We start from the raw sequence: 13080 nt of genomic DNA, 5'->3' as shown, positions 1-13080 counted from the left end.
AGGGACGCATGAACGAGCCGGTCCGCTGGACGGGCTCGATGCCTCCGACGCAGGGCCGCCAGGGTGGTCAGGCCGCCCGGGCGCCGGGAGGCACCGATCTCGCGGACATCCTCGAACGCGTGCTCGACAAGGGCATCGTGATCGCCGGGGACATCCAGATCAACCTGCTCGACATCGAACTGCTGACCATCAAGCTGCGCCTCGTCGTCGCCTCCGTCGACAAGGCGAAGGAGATGGGGATCGACTGGTGGGAGCGCGACCCGACGCTCTCGGCCGGGCACCGCGACCTCGAGGAGGAGAACGAGCGGCTGCGGGAACGCATCTCGGCGCTGGAGCAGGCGCAGGCCCGCCCGGCGCGGCGGCGCAAGAAGGTCGAGAAGGCGCCCCGGCCGGAGCCGGAACGCGAGCCGGACGCGGAGGAGGAGGCGTGATCACCTACCTCTACGCCGTCGGCCGGGACCTCGAGCGGGTTCCCGACGTCGGGTCGGGCGGGGTCGCGGGCGGTGCGCTGCGGCTCGTGAGCGAGGCCGGACTGCAGGCCGTGGTCTCCGACGTGGACCGGGAGGCCTTCGCCGACCTCGACGAGCACCGCGAGGACCTCGCGTGGCTGGCGGCGGTCGCGCGGGCGCACCACGGGGTGGTCGAGGCCGTCGGGCGCGACCACGCGGTGGCGCCGCTCGCGCTGGCGACGGTGTACCTCGACGACGACCGCGTCCGCGCGGTGCTGCGCGAGAGCCACGACGCCTTCGCCGCGGTGCTCGACCGGGTCGACGGCCGGGACGAGTGGGGCGTCAAGGCCTACCTCCGTCCGGGGGTGGCGAAGGCGTCCGCGGGTGCGGAGCGCCCGTCGTCGGGAGCGGCGTACCTGCGGGCGCGTCGGGAGGCCCTCCGGGAGGGCAACGCCGCCGTGGCCGCGGCGGAGCGCGAGGCCGACGAGATCGACGCCGCCGTCGCCGCCCTGGCCGTCGAGTCGCGACGTCACCCGCCGCAGGACCGGTCGCTCACCGGGCGCCCCGAGCAGATGGTGCTCAACGGGGCCTACCTGGTGGAGCGGTCGGCCACCGGGGAGCTGCGGGCCCTCGTGGAGGAGCTCGCCCGGACGGGGTCGGTCGACCTCGAGCTCACCGGCCCGTGGGTGCCGTACTCGTTCGCGGGCGGTGCGACATGACGGTGGAGCACCGGCCGACGTCGCTGTTCGGGGACCGCGAGGTGGCCCTGGTCGACCTCCTCGACCGCCTCCTCGCCGGCGGCGTGGTGCTCACCGGGGACATCACGATCTCGCTGGCCGGCGTCGACCTGGTGCGCATCTCGCTGCGGGCGCTGATCACCTCGATCGCGCCCGCCGAGTCGGGGCCGGCCCTGCCGGTGCCCTCCGAGCGCGTCGGCGAGCAGCGGGTGATCGATGGCTGACCCGCCGACCGGTCCCCGGGAGAACCGCATCGAGATCGACAAGGACGCGGTGCGCCGTGACCTGATGAAACTCGTGCTCACGATCATCGAACTGCTGCGCCAGCTCATGGAGCGTCAGGCCATCCGACGGGTGGAGAACTCGGAACTCACCGAGGAACAGGAGGAGGACCTGGGAACGGCGCTGATGCTGCTCTCGGACGCCATGGACGAATTGACCGAGCAGTTCGGGCTCACGCCCGCGGACCTGAATCTCGATCTCGGTCCGCTGGGCCCGCTGCTGCCACGCGACCGCTGATCCTCACTCGTCGGAGACGGTGTCGATCGAGGCCTTCAGGCCTCGGTTGACCTCGTCGAGCTCCAGCGTGCGGGGCCCCTCGTTGAGGGTCAGCGACTCGATGACACCCCAGTTGAGCAGCACCATCGCACCGTTGTCGAGGTGGTAGCGGTGCACCTTCGCGTTCTCGACGAGCCCCTGCAGATGAGTGGCGACCTCCTCCATCGGCTCCTCGAACTTCAGTGTCAGCGGAATCTGCGGAAGGGACACGTAGACGGTCACGGACCGATCCTACGATTCGGGCTCGGCGAGGAGGAGGAATTCATGGAGATCGACGGGATCGAGGTCCTGGAATCGACCGAGGACCACGGCTACTCGTGGCGCTGGGACGATCCGCGGGGATTCGAGTCGGAAATCCTGTGGGACCGGCAGATCGGGTACCTGACCCTCGGCACCCGGGTGCCTCCGGGCGGGTGGACGCACTCGACGCTCGACAGCGACCGGTGGGGGCACGCCCGCACGGTCTACGAGGCCCGGGACGTGGTCGAACGCTACGTCACCCGCACGACGGCCAAGCCCGACTGACGGCCAAGCCCGACTGACGGCCGGGCCGCACCGACCTACTCCGGCCCGGAGCCGCCCCCGGACGGCGGCCGGATGCGTACCACCCGGTCGTCGGTGGCCCCGGGGGTCCCGCCGTCCTTGTTCGTGGTGCCGAACCACACGAACCCGTCGGAGGCGAGGTCGGCGCCGCCGATCCGGCCGTAGGTGTTCTGCAGGACGGTCTGCGGGGCGCCCACGAACCGGCCCTCCGCGGTCGGGTTGAGCACGAACAGGCCCTTGGCGTCGCCGAGGGCCACCAGCAGCGTGCCGCCGCCGGCAGCGCAGCCCGCCACCCCGGGCCGGTCCGGCCAGGTCCACGCGGGGGCCGCGGCGGCCGCCGTCCCGACCGGGGCGCCGGGCCGGACGGCGAGGAGCACGTCGCGGGCACCGCTGCGGTCGGTGATCCAGGTGGTGTTCGACGTCGGGTCGGCGCAGGCGTCGCCGGGGGAGTGCAGGCCCGACCCGACGATCGGCGACGCCGGGTCCGGGTTGCCGGCGGCCGGGCGGCCGAAGGGGTCGATCCGCAGTACCTTGCCCGCGAGCGAGGTGGGACCCGGGTCGGGGGTGCCGGCGTCACCGGTCGCCACCAGCAGCGTCCCGTTCGGCTCGACCCCGATCGTGCCGCGGTTGTCCGTCGCGCCCCGCGGGATGTTCGCGAGCACCGGCTTCGGGGTGTCCCCGGCGGCGATGCGCAGGACGGCGTTGCCCGACGACGTCGTCGCGTAGGCGTAGAGGAGCTGGTCCTCGGCGTAGCTGGGGGACAGGACGAGCCCGGTGAGCCCGCCGTCGCCCGCGGCGTCCACGGGCACCGTCGCCACCACCTCGGGGGCGGTCTGCGGGGCGACCCGCAGGATGCGGCCGGTGGTCCGCTCCGCGACGAGGGCGGCCTGGCCGCCGGGCAGGGTGACCACGGCCGACACCGGGGCGAGGCAGGTCGCGACCACCTGCGGGTCGGGGTCCACGCACGGCCCCGACGGCGGGGTCCCGCCCCCGGGCGCCGAGGGTGCCCGGGGCTCCGACGGGGGCGGCGACTGGGGCTGGGGTGCGCGCTCGGCGCCGATCTCGGGCTTGTCGCGCCACGGCTCGTCGGAGGCGTCGGGGAACCGGGCGCAGCCCGCCACGAGGGCGAGGAGCACGACGGCGTGCGCGACCCGACCCGAGGACACACCCCGTCGCTGCGCTCGCCCCGATGACATCGAGATCAGCGTAGGCGGCGTCGACTGAACCCGTCGTGAGCCCCGCGCGGTGGTCTAGCCTCACGCCCCGATGAGCGACGACACGGTGACCGTGCTGGTGCCCGACGAGGTCGGCGAGCGGGAGCTCGCCCGGCTCGACGGCGTCCGGGTGGTGCGCTACGACGAGGACGCCGGCGTCGACGGGCTCCCCGCCGAGGCGGCCGAGGCGCAGGTGTTCGTCCCGGGCTTCCTCGGCGCCGACGCGGCCCGCGACCTCCTCGAGGCCTGCCCGCAGGTCCGCCTGGTCCAGCTCCTGACGGCGGGGGCGGAGAAGTTCGTCGGGGTGCTCCCGGACGGGGTCGCGCTGTCGGACTGCAAGGGCGCCCACGGCGGGGTCACCGCCGAGTGGGTGCTCGCGGCCATCCTCGCCGTGCTGCGCGAGATCCCCGGATTCGTGCGGCACCAGGTCGCCGCGCACTGGGACCAGCACCTCACCGACACCCTGACGGGCAAGAGCGTGCTGCTCGTCGGCGCGGGCGACCTCGCCGAGCAGACCGGCCGTCGTCTCGAGCCCTTCGACGTCGGCCCGGTGACGCTGGTCGGCACCCGGGCCCGCGACGGGGTGCACGGGGTCGACGAGCTGCCCGACCTGCTGCCCTCGCACGACGTCACGGTCCTGCTCGTGCCCCTCACCGACACGACCCGCGGGATGGTCGACGCCGCGTTCCTCGCCGCAATGCCCGACGGCGCGCTCCTGGTCAACGCCGCCCGCGGCCCCGTCGTCGACACCGACGCGCTCCTCGCCGAGCTGACGTCCGGGCGGCTCCGGGCCGCCGTCGACGTCACCGATCCCGAGCCGCTCCCGGCCGACCACCCGCTGTGGTCCGCGCCGAACCTGCTGATCACCCCGCACGTCGGCGGCAGCGTGCCGGGCCACCTCGAGCGGGCCTACCGGGTCGTCGTGCCGCAGATCGAGGCGGTCGTCGCGGGGGAGGACCCGCCGAACCTGGTCGTCGGGCAGTACTGACCGACCCGGGTCCCCCGCGCGTCGGCGCGGTCACCCGTTCGAGGCCGCCTACGCTCCTCGGTCGTGAGCCTCTGGCGGCGGACCCCGGTCGAGAGCGGCGGCGGCGACCTCGCGTTCCTCGGCTTCGAGGGGGCGCCCAACGACACCGCCGTCTTCCCGTGGCGCGAGGAGCGGGGCGCCTCGACGATCGACGAGCCGGTCCCGACGACGACCGTGCTCGCCGTCCGGCCCTGGGGCACGGAGGTCGGGCTGCTGGTCGCCCGGGTCGTCCTCGGGGTGACGGCGCTCTTCGGCGGCGCCCGCACCCTGTTCGACCTCCCGCGCGGCCACGGCGACGGGACCGCGCACACCCAGGCGCTGCTGGGCGGCTACGGCTTCCGGTCCGTCGCCGAGCTCTCGACCGCTCTCGGCTGGGTCCAGCTGGTCGCCGGGGTGCTGGTCGCCGTCGGCGTGTTCGCCTCGTTCGCCGGGTCGGCGCTGCTCGCGGTCGCGCTGGTGGCGCTGGTCGTCACCGTGCCCACCGCCTGGGCGTCCGGCACGGTCGGCCCCGCGGAGCTGCCGCTGTTCGCGGTCGCGCTGGCCGCGGTCGTCGTCCTCGCCGGGCCGGGTCGCATCAGCGGGGACGCCGATCGGCCCTGGTACCGGGCCCAGACCGCGGTCGGTGGCGTCGCCGCGCTCATCGCGGTCGGCTCCGCCCTGACGGTCCTGCTCGCGCTGCGGTCCTGACGACAGGCTCCTGACGACGGGAGCCGCACCGGCTCCCGTCGTCAGGAAGAGCTAGATGTCGCGGACGGCGCCGGTGGCACCCGACGTCACGAGCTTCGCGTAGGCGCGCAGGGCCGCGGTGAGGTGGCGGCCGCGATCGGTCCGCGGCTGCCACGGCCGCTCGGAGGCCTCCATCTTGGCGCGCCGCTCGGCGAGGACCTCGTCGTCGACCAGCAGCTCGATCCGCCGCGAGTCGACGTCGATGAGGATCTCGTCGCCCTGCTCGACGAGCGCGATCACGCCGCCGTGCGCCGCCTCGGGGGAGATGTGCCCGACGCTGATGCCCGACGAGCCGCCGGAGAACCGGCCGTCGGTGATGAGCGCGCACTTCGCGCCGAGGCCCGCGCCCTTGAGGAAGGCCGTCGGGTGCAGCATCTCCTGCATGCCCGGGCCGCCGGCGGGGCCCTCGTAGCGCACGACGACGACGTCGCCCGGCTGCACCTCGCGGTTGAGGATGATCGAGACGGCCTCCTCCTGGGAGTCGACCACGCGGGCCGGGCCCCGGAAGTGGCGGCCGTTCTCGGGCAGGCCGGCGCTCTTGATCACCGCGCCGTCGGTGGAGAGGTTGCCGGTGAGCACGGCGAGCCCGCCATCGGCGGAGAAGGCGTGCTCGACGTCGTGGATGCAGCCCTCGCTCGCGTCGGTGTCCAGCGACGACCAGCGGTTGGAGGTGGAGAACGGCTCGACCGTGCGCACCCCGCCCGGCGCGGCGTGGAAGAGCTCGACGGCCTCGTCGGACGGGTTCGCGCCGCGGATGTCCCAGCGCCCGAGCCAGGCGTCCAGCGAATCCGCGTGGACGGTGTGCACGTCGCGGTGCAGCAGGCCGCCGCGGTCGAGTTCGCCGAGGATCGCGGGGATGCCGCCGGCGCGGTGCACGTCCTCCATGTGGAAGTTCGAGTTCGGCGCCACCTTCGACACGCACGGCACCCGGCGGCTGACCGCGTCGATGTCGGCGAGGGTGAAGTCCAGGCCGGCCTCGTGGGCGGCGGCGAGGATGTGCAGCACCGTGTTCGTCGAGCCGCCCATCGCGACGTCGAGCGCCATCGCGTTCTCGAAGGCGTGCTTGTTCGCGATCGCGCGCGGCAGCGCCGACTCGTCGTCCTGCTCGTAGAACCGGCGGGCGAGCTCGACGACCGTGCGACCCGCCGTCAGGAAGAGGTCCCGGCGGGCGGCGTGGGTGGCGAGCGTGGAGCCGTTGCCCGGCAGGGAGAGGCCCAGGGCCTCGGTGAGGCAGTTCATCGAGTTCGCGGTGAACATGCCCGAGCAGGAACCGCAGGTGGGGCAGGCGGACCGCTCGACCTCGGTGAGGCCGTCGTCGGTGACCTCGCTGCTCGCGCTGGCCGAGATCGCCGTGATGAGGTCGGTCGGGGCCTGCGCGACGCCGCCCACGACGACCGCCTTGCCGGCCTCCATGGGGCCGCCGGAGACGAAGACGGTCGGGATGTTCAGCCGCATCGCCGCGTTGAGCATGCCCGGCGTGATCTTGTCGCAGTTCGAGATGCAGACCAGCGCGTCGACCGCGTGCCCCTGGACCATGTGCTCGACCGCGTCCGCGATGACCTCACGGCTCGGCAGCGAGTGCAGCATCCCGCCGTGGCCCATCGCGATGCCGTCGTCGACCGCGATGGTGTGGAACTCGCGCGCGACCCCACCCGCCTCACGCACCGCGCCCGCGACGAGCTCGCCCATCTCCTTGAGGTGCACGTGCCCCGGCACGAACTGCGTGTACGAGTTCGCGATCGCGATCAACGGCTTGCCGAAGTCGTCGTCGGTCATGCCGGTGGCCCGCCACAGGGCGCGGGCGCCGGCGGCGTTGCGGCCCTGGGTGGTGACGCGGGAACGGAGCGGCGGCACGGGGGTCCTCCTGGAACGGGTGCGGTACCGATCGGAGGCTACGCCGCACTTCCGGAGACGCCGGGTCGGTGCGGGTGGGGCGCTCAGGCGTCCCGGCGGGAGGACCCGTCGTCGTGCGGGGCGTCGGCGGCGTCCTGTGCGGTCGTGTCCGTGGTCGCGGTGTCCGTGGTGGCGGCGTCCCGTGTGGCCGTGTCCGTGGTCGCGGCGTGCGTCGCGGGCTCGTCGTCGGGCTGCTCGGCGGTCTCGTCGTCGGCGGGCTCGGCGTTCTGGAGCTCCCGGAGCTTCGCCACGCGCATGCGGGCCGCCTCGAGCTCGCGCGCGTGCTCCGCGGCGGCCTCCGCCTCGGCGGGCGTCGGGGCGGTGATCCGGTTCCCGGAGGCCTCGGAGATCCGCCCGAGGTCGCGGATGCGGACGCCGCGCAGCTCGAGTTCGGCGCCGTCGGTGGGCACGGCGCGGACCCAGCCCTTCTGCGGCAGGCGCAGCATGGAGAGCTCCGACCACGCCACCGACCGCGTCCCGAGGACCCGACGCACGTGGAGGCCCTCCTCGTCGGCCCGCGTCCGCGACCGCACGACCCACGCGCCGACGGCGAGCGGGCCCAGGAACAGCAGGAACCAGGGCCCGCCCTGGAAGGCGATCGGGGAGAGACACAGGGCGAGGAAGGCGACGGCCACGAGCGCGACGGTCGGCACGGCCCGGAAGACCGCGGGCGCGGGGCGTCCGGCGGTCGCCGTCCCGGTGGGAGTCTGCTGCTCGTCGGCCACCCCGTGATGGTGCCAGCGTCGGGCATCCCGGGCCGGGTCGGCCGCATCCGGGTGTGACGCGGGTGATGGTCCCGGAGGGTCCGGGGCGCGTGCTAACGTCTGCCCCATGCAGCGAATTCTCGTACTCGCCGGGCGCGTCAGCGTCTGACGAGCATCGTGCTCGCCGCCTGAAAGAACCTGACGCGCCTGCCCTCTCCGCCACCGGCGGCGAGGGCTTTTTCGTGTCCTGGCCCGCCTGACTTCCACAGAGGCTGATCACCGATGACCACAGCCAGACCGCGCCCGGCGCCGCGCACCGGCGCGCCGAGCGAGCAGCAGGACACGGCCGCCCAGGCGTCGCCGTCGTCCCGCCCGGCGGCTCGTCCTGCCCGCGTCGACCCCACCCCGGCCACCGGGGCGCAGTCCCTCGTGCGATCGCTCGAGGCCGTGGGCTGCGACGTCGTCTTCGGCATTCCCGGCGGCGCCATCCTCCCGGCGTACGACCCGCTCTACGACTCGACGCTCGTGCGGCACATCCTCGTGCGCCACGAGCAGGGCGCGGGCCACGCCGCGACCGGTTACGCCCAGGCCACCGGGCGGGTCGGGGTCTGCATCGCGACGTCGGGTCCGGGCGCCACCAACCTGGTGACCCCGCTCGCGGACGCGATGCTCGACTCGGTGCCGATCGTCGCCATCACGGGGCAGGTCGGGCGCAAGATGATCGGCACGGACGCGTTCCAGGAAGCCGACATCTGCGGCATCACGCTGCCGATCACGAAGCACAACATGCTCGTGACCGACCCGGCGGACATTCCCCGGGCGATCACCGAGGCGTTCCACATCGCCTCGACCGGCCGTCCCGGCCCCGTGCTCGTCGACCTGCCCAAGGACGTGCTGCAGGCGCAGACCACGTTCTCGTGGCCGGTCGAGATGGCGCTGCCCGGCTACCGCCCGACCACGAAGCCGCACGGCAAGCAGATCCGCGAGGCCGCCCGGCTGATCGCCGAGGCCGAGCGTCCCGTCCTCTACGTGGGCGGCGGCGTGATCAAGGCCGAGGCCGCCGCCGAGCTGATGGACCTCGCCCGCGAGACCGGGGCCCCCGTCGTCACCACCCTGATGGCGCGCGGCGTGTTCCCCGACTCGCACCCGCAGAACCTCGGCATGCCCGGCATGCACGGCACCGTCGCGGCGGTCGCGGCCATGCAGCGCTCCGACCTGCTCGTCGCGCTCGGCGCCCGGTTCGACGACCGCGTCACCGGCGATCTGTCGACGTTCGCGCAGGGTGCGAAGATCGTGCACGCCGACATCGACCCCGCCGAGATCGGCAAGAACCGGGTCGCGGACGTGCCGATCGTCGGCGACGCCCGCGAGGTCATCGGCGAGCTCACCGCGGCCCTGCGCACCCGCTCGCAGGACGGGGCCGAGCGCCCCGACCTGACGTCGTGGTGGAACCAGCTCAACTCCTGGCGCGAGACCTTCCCGCTCGGCTACGACGAGCCGGCCGACGGCACCCTGTCGCCCGAGTACGTCATCGAGCGCATCGGGAAGATCGCCGGCCCCGAGGCCATCTACTCCGCGGGCGTCGGCCAGCACCAGATGTGGGCCGCGCAGTTCATCGGCTACGAGCACCCGCGGACGTGGCTCAACTCCGGCGGCGCCGGGACGATGGGCTACGGCGTGCCCGCCGCGATGGGCGCGAAGGTCGGCATGCCCGACACGACCGTCTGGTGCATCGACGGCGACGGCTGCTTCCAGATGACCAACCAGGAACTCGCCACCTGCGCGATTGAGGGCATCCCGATCAAGGTCGCCGTCATCAACAACGGCAACCTCGGCATGGTGCGTCAGTGGCAGACCCTGTTCTACGGGGAGCGCTACTCGAACACCGAGCTCGGCACGCACAAGCACCGCGTGCCCGACTTCGTGATGCTCGCCGAGGCGCTGGGCTGCGAGGGCCTGCGCTGCGAGTCGAAGGACGACGTCGACCGCGTGATCGAGCAGGCCATGGCGATCAACGACCGTCCCGTCGTCATCGACTTCACCGTCGGGGCGGACGCCCAGGTGTGGCCGATGGTCGCCGCCGGCACCGGCAACGACCAGATCATGGCCGCGCGGGACATCCGGCCCCTGTTCGACGACCCCGAGGCCGGGGGCGCGGACGAGGTCGTCACGAACATCGAGCGCGAGGACGAGGTCCGATGAGCACGCACACGCTGTCGGTCCTCGTCGAGGACAAGCCCGGCGTGCTGGCCCGGATCTCGGGGCTGTTCTCCCGGCGCGGCTACAACATCCAGTCGCTCGCGGTCGGCCCGACCGAGGAGCACGGGATCTCCCGCATGACCATCTGCGTCAGCGTCGACGAGTTCCCGCTCGAGCAGGTGACCAAGCAGCTCAACAAGCTGGTCAACGTCATCAAGATCGTGGAGCTGGAGCCGACGACCTCGGTCCAGCGCGAACTGGTCATGCTCAAGGTGCGGGCCGACGCCACCGTGCGGTCGCAGGTGCTCGAGGTGACGCAGATGTTCCGGGCGAAGGTGGTCGACGTCGCTCCCGACGCGGTCACCGTCGAGGCCACCGGCACGGCTGACAAGCTGTCGGCCCTGCGGCGGATGCTCGAGCCCTACGGCATCCGCGAGATCGTCCAGTCGGGGATGGTCGCACTGGCCCGCGGGCCGCGCGCGATCGCCGCGAATCGTTAGTACGTCTTTCAGAGCGTCAGTCAGGAAGGAACCGCAGTTCCCATGAGTGTCGAGATCTTCTACGACGCCGATGCCGATCTGTCGATCATCCAGGGCCGCAAGGTCGCGGTGATCGGCTACGGCTCCCAGGGCCACGCCCACTCGCTGTCGCTGCGCGACTCGGGCGTCGACGTGCGCATCGGGCTCCCCGAGTCCTCGAAGTCGCGCGCCAAGGCCGAGGAGGAGGGGCTGCGGGTGGTCACGCCGGCCGAGGCTTCCGCCGAGGCCGACCTCATCATGATCCTGGCGCCGGACACCAAGCAGCGTCAGATCTACGCCGACGACATCGCGCCGAACCTCAAGTCCGGCGACGCGATCTTCTTCGGGCACGGCTTCAACATCCGGTACGACCTCATCAAGCCGCCGTCGGACGTCGACGTCGCGATGGTCGCGCCGAAGGGCCCGGGCCACCTGGTCCGCCGCCAGTTCGTCGACGGCAAGGGCGTGCCCTGCCTCATCGCGGTCGAGCAGGACGCGTCAGGTCAGGCCCAGGCGCTCGCGCTCTCCTACGCGTCGGCCATCGGCGGCGGCCGCGCGGGCGTCATCAAGACGACGTTCACCGAGGAGACCGAGACCGACCTCTTCGGCGAGCAGGCCGTGCTCTGCGGCGGCACCTCGGCGCTGGTCCAGGCCGGGTTCGAGACCCTCGTCGAGGCCGGCTACGCCCCGGAGATCGCCTACTTCGAGTGCCTCCACGAGCTCAAGCTGATCGTGGACCTCATGTGGGAGAAGGGCATCTACGGGCAGCGCTACTCCTGCTCGGACACCGCCGAGTACGGCGACCTGACCCGCGGCCCGCGCATCATCAACTCGGCCGTGAAGGACGAGATGCGCCGCGTGCTCACCGAGATCCAGGACGGGTCCTTCGCCCGCGAGTGGATCGCCGAGGACGACAACGGACGCCCGAACTTCACCAAGCTCGAGGACGAGGGCAAGGCCCACCAGATCGAGCAGGTCGGCGCCAAGCTCCGCGACCTCATGCCGTTCATCCCGAAGCAGTCCCTCTGACCTGCTGACCGTGCCCGACGGCGGGCGTACCTCACGGGTACGCCCGCCGTCGTCGTTCCGGGGGCACGCGTCGTGGGTCGGGTCCCCCTTTCCGACGGGAACGGCCCATCGGTGGCACGGGACGCGTCGGTGGCGGTTCTCGCTCATGCCGGTCCTCGCGAGCGCGTCCGTCCGGAGCAGTCATGCGTCCCCACCGGCAGGGCACCCCGGCCCTGTCCACAGGCAACGGCGACGTGATCGACCTGCGGTGTCGGAGGGCGCATCGTCCAGTGCCGTGAGACGAGGGGACTGGGCCCACGACCCGGAGGCGATCCGTGCGGCGGCCGTCGACACGATCATCCGCGTGGCCGTCCTGGTGGGACTCGGGGTGCCGGCCTGCACGATCTACCGCCGGTGCCGGGACGGCGGGCCGTGGACGCTCATGGCACCCGCCACCGTCCGGCTCGGCACGGGCACCGCCACCCGCCGACAGCTGGCCCGCGCTGCGCTCCTCTACGCGGGGGAGCAGGCCGCTCTCACAGGACTCGACGGTGCTCGGGCACACCGCCTCCGACGCGGAGATCTCCCCGAGTCGGTCCACCTGCTGATCCCGGCCGAGATCAAGGTGCAGTCGGTCCCGGGCATCCGTGTGGAGCGGACGCACCGGATGCCTCCCGTCCGCGAACGCGACGGCCTCCCGGTCGCGCCGATGGAACGCTGCCTCGTCGACGCGGCACGGTGCATGTCGTCGCGGTCCGATGTCGCGGCGATCCTCACCGAGCCGGTGCAACGACGGATGCTGCTGCCGACCACGTTGCAGGTGGAGGTCGAGGCGGCGAGTTCCCGGGGGTCGGCGCTCCCGCGAGCCGTCCTCGGCGCGATCACGGCCGGAGCGCGATCCGTCGCCGAGGTGGACTTCCACGACTGGTGGTTCACGCACCCGGAACTCGCCCGGGTCACGATCCTGTTCAACGTCCGGCTGACGTCGGACGCCATCTTCCTCGGCATCGCTGACGGCTTCCTGCCCGAACTCGGTCTCGTGCTCCCGATCGACTCGGTGGAGCAGCACTTCATGACGCCGGGTCAGGTCGAGGAGACCGAACGGCAACATCGCGCGTACCGGGCCGCCGGACTGCACGTGTACGGGATCCGTCCGAGCCGCATGCGGAGTGACTCCAGCGGTCTGCGCCGTGACGTGCTCGACGCGATCGCCGTCGCGGAGCGACTGCCGACCCCGAACGTGCTCTGGACGCCCGACCTTCCTCGGGCGGTATGACGACGCGGTCGCTGGGTGGGTGGCCCCGTTGGCGCGTCGGGTGACACGGATCGGCCAGCGACCTGAAGGGCGGCGCCGCAGTGCAGGGCGGGCCCGGTGAGTGGGTGGCGCCGTTGGCGCGTCCAGTGACACGGATCGGCCATTGACCCGGACGCGGCGAGGCGTCGGAGGGCGGGGCCGTGGACGAGTGGCCACGCTGACGCACTCCGCAACACTGGCCGGCCACAG

The 13080-nt window shown here is 72.9% G+C and carries 15 protein-coding genes; 11 read left to right on the top strand and 4 right to left on the bottom strand.

The window, feature by feature from the left end; all coding sequences use genetic code 11:
- Positions 1-8: 8 nt before the first annotated feature.
- Genes BJ983_RS13840 through BJ983_RS13825 form a run of 4 tightly spaced genes read left to right on the top strand, consistent with a single transcriptional unit; the run spans position 9 to position 1705 of the window.
- A complete protein-coding gene (locus BJ983_RS13840) occupies positions 9-431 on the top strand; it encodes a gas vesicle protein (RefSeq protein ID WP_425484759.1) in 423 nt (140 codons plus the stop codon).
- On the top strand, positions 428-1168 hold the full coding sequence (locus tag BJ983_RS13835) for a GvpL/GvpF family gas vesicle protein (RefSeq protein WP_179794308.1): 741 nt from the start codon (positions 428-430) through the stop codon (positions 1166-1168). The genes BJ983_RS13840 and BJ983_RS13835 overlap by 4 nt, the downstream gene beginning before the upstream one ends.
- On the top strand, positions 1165-1410 hold the full coding sequence (locus tag BJ983_RS13830) for a gas vesicle protein (RefSeq protein ID WP_179794307.1): 246 nt from the start codon (positions 1165-1167) through the stop codon (positions 1408-1410). The genes BJ983_RS13835 and BJ983_RS13830 overlap by 4 nt, the downstream gene beginning before the upstream one ends.
- On the top strand, positions 1403-1705 hold the full coding sequence (locus BJ983_RS13825) for a gas vesicle protein K (RefSeq protein ID WP_179794306.1): 303 nt from the start codon (positions 1403-1405) through the stop codon (positions 1703-1705). Before BJ983_RS13830 ends, BJ983_RS13825 begins: the two co-directional genes overlap by 8 nt.
- A 3-nt stretch (positions 1706-1708) precedes the next feature.
- Here BJ983_RS13825 and BJ983_RS13820 read toward each other — a convergent pair whose 3' ends face one another.
- The gene (locus tag BJ983_RS13820; protein WP_179794305.1) at positions 1709-1966 is read right to left on the bottom strand and encodes a hypothetical protein; all 258 of its coding nucleotides are present in this window, start codon (positions 1964-1966) and stop codon (positions 1709-1711) included.
- Positions 1967-2008: 42 nt separating this feature from the next.
- Between BJ983_RS13820 and BJ983_RS13815 the strand changes: the two genes are divergently transcribed.
- Positions 2009-2269, top strand: a complete 261-nt coding sequence (locus tag BJ983_RS13815; protein WP_179794304.1) for a hypothetical protein — start codon at positions 2009-2011, stop codon at positions 2267-2269.
- A gap of 35 nt (positions 2270-2304) precedes the next feature.
- On the opposite strand, the gene BJ983_RS13810 is transcribed toward BJ983_RS13815, so the two are convergent.
- Positions 2305-3483: a PQQ-dependent sugar dehydrogenase gene (locus tag BJ983_RS13810; protein WP_179794303.1), complete on the bottom strand. Its 1179-nt coding sequence runs from the start codon at positions 3481-3483 to the stop codon at positions 2305-2307.
- Between the two features lie 70 nt (positions 3484-3553).
- Between BJ983_RS13810 and BJ983_RS13805 the strand changes: the two genes are divergently transcribed.
- On the top strand, positions 3554-4489 hold the full coding sequence (locus BJ983_RS13805; protein ID WP_179794302.1) for a 2-hydroxyacid dehydrogenase: 936 nt from the start codon (positions 3554-3556) through the stop codon (positions 4487-4489).
- A gap of 63 nt (positions 4490-4552) precedes the next feature.
- Positions 4553-5215 carry a DoxX family membrane protein gene (locus BJ983_RS30855; RefSeq protein WP_179794301.1) on the top strand — a complete coding sequence of 221 codons (663 nt, stop codon included), beginning with the start codon at positions 4553-4555 and terminating at the stop codon, positions 5213-5215.
- 51 nt (positions 5216-5266) lie between these two features.
- On the opposite strand, the gene ilvD is transcribed toward BJ983_RS30855, so the two are convergent.
- Positions 5267-7108, bottom strand: coding sequence for a dihydroxy-acid dehydratase (gene ilvD, locus BJ983_RS13795; protein ID WP_179794300.1), 1842 nt, complete (start codon positions 7106-7108; stop codon positions 5267-5269).
- Between the two features lie 83 nt (positions 7109-7191).
- Positions 7192-7872 carry a PH domain-containing protein gene (locus tag BJ983_RS13790; protein WP_179794299.1) on the bottom strand — a complete coding sequence of 227 codons (681 nt, stop codon included), beginning with the start codon at positions 7870-7872 and terminating at the stop codon, positions 7192-7194.
- A 261-nt stretch (positions 7873-8133) separates the two neighbouring features.
- On the opposite strand from BJ983_RS13790, the gene BJ983_RS13785 reads away from it, so the two are divergent.
- The 4 genes from BJ983_RS13785 (at position 8134) to BJ983_RS13770 (ending at position 12852) form a co-directional block, all read left to right on the top strand.
- Positions 8134-10053, top strand: a complete 1920-nt coding sequence (locus tag BJ983_RS13785) for an acetolactate synthase large subunit (protein WP_179794298.1) — start codon at positions 8134-8136, stop codon at positions 10051-10053.
- Positions 10050-10550, top strand: coding sequence for an acetolactate synthase small subunit (ilvN, locus tag BJ983_RS13780; protein ID WP_179794297.1), 501 nt, complete (start codon positions 10050-10052; stop codon positions 10548-10550). Before BJ983_RS13785 ends, ilvN begins: the two co-directional genes overlap by 4 nt.
- Before the next feature lie 42 nt (positions 10551-10592).
- Positions 10593-11597, top strand: a complete 1005-nt coding sequence (gene ilvC / locus BJ983_RS13775) for a ketol-acid reductoisomerase (RefSeq protein WP_179794296.1) — start codon at positions 10593-10595, stop codon at positions 11595-11597.
- A gap of 274 nt (positions 11598-11871) precedes the next feature.
- The gene (locus BJ983_RS13770; RefSeq protein ID WP_179794295.1) at positions 11872-12852 is read left to right on the top strand and encodes a hypothetical protein; all 981 of its coding nucleotides are present in this window, start codon (positions 11872-11874) and stop codon (positions 12850-12852) included.
- The last annotated feature ends 228 nt before the right edge of the window (positions 12853-13080 follow it).

The organism is Actinomycetospora corticicola (genome assembly GCF_013409505.1).
GTDB classification, from domain to species: domain Bacteria; phylum Actinomycetota; class Actinomycetes; order Mycobacteriales; family Pseudonocardiaceae; genus Actinomycetospora; species Actinomycetospora corticicola.
Note: the sequence above shows the minus strand (reverse complement) of the source record. Positions and strands in the feature narration are given on the sequence as shown.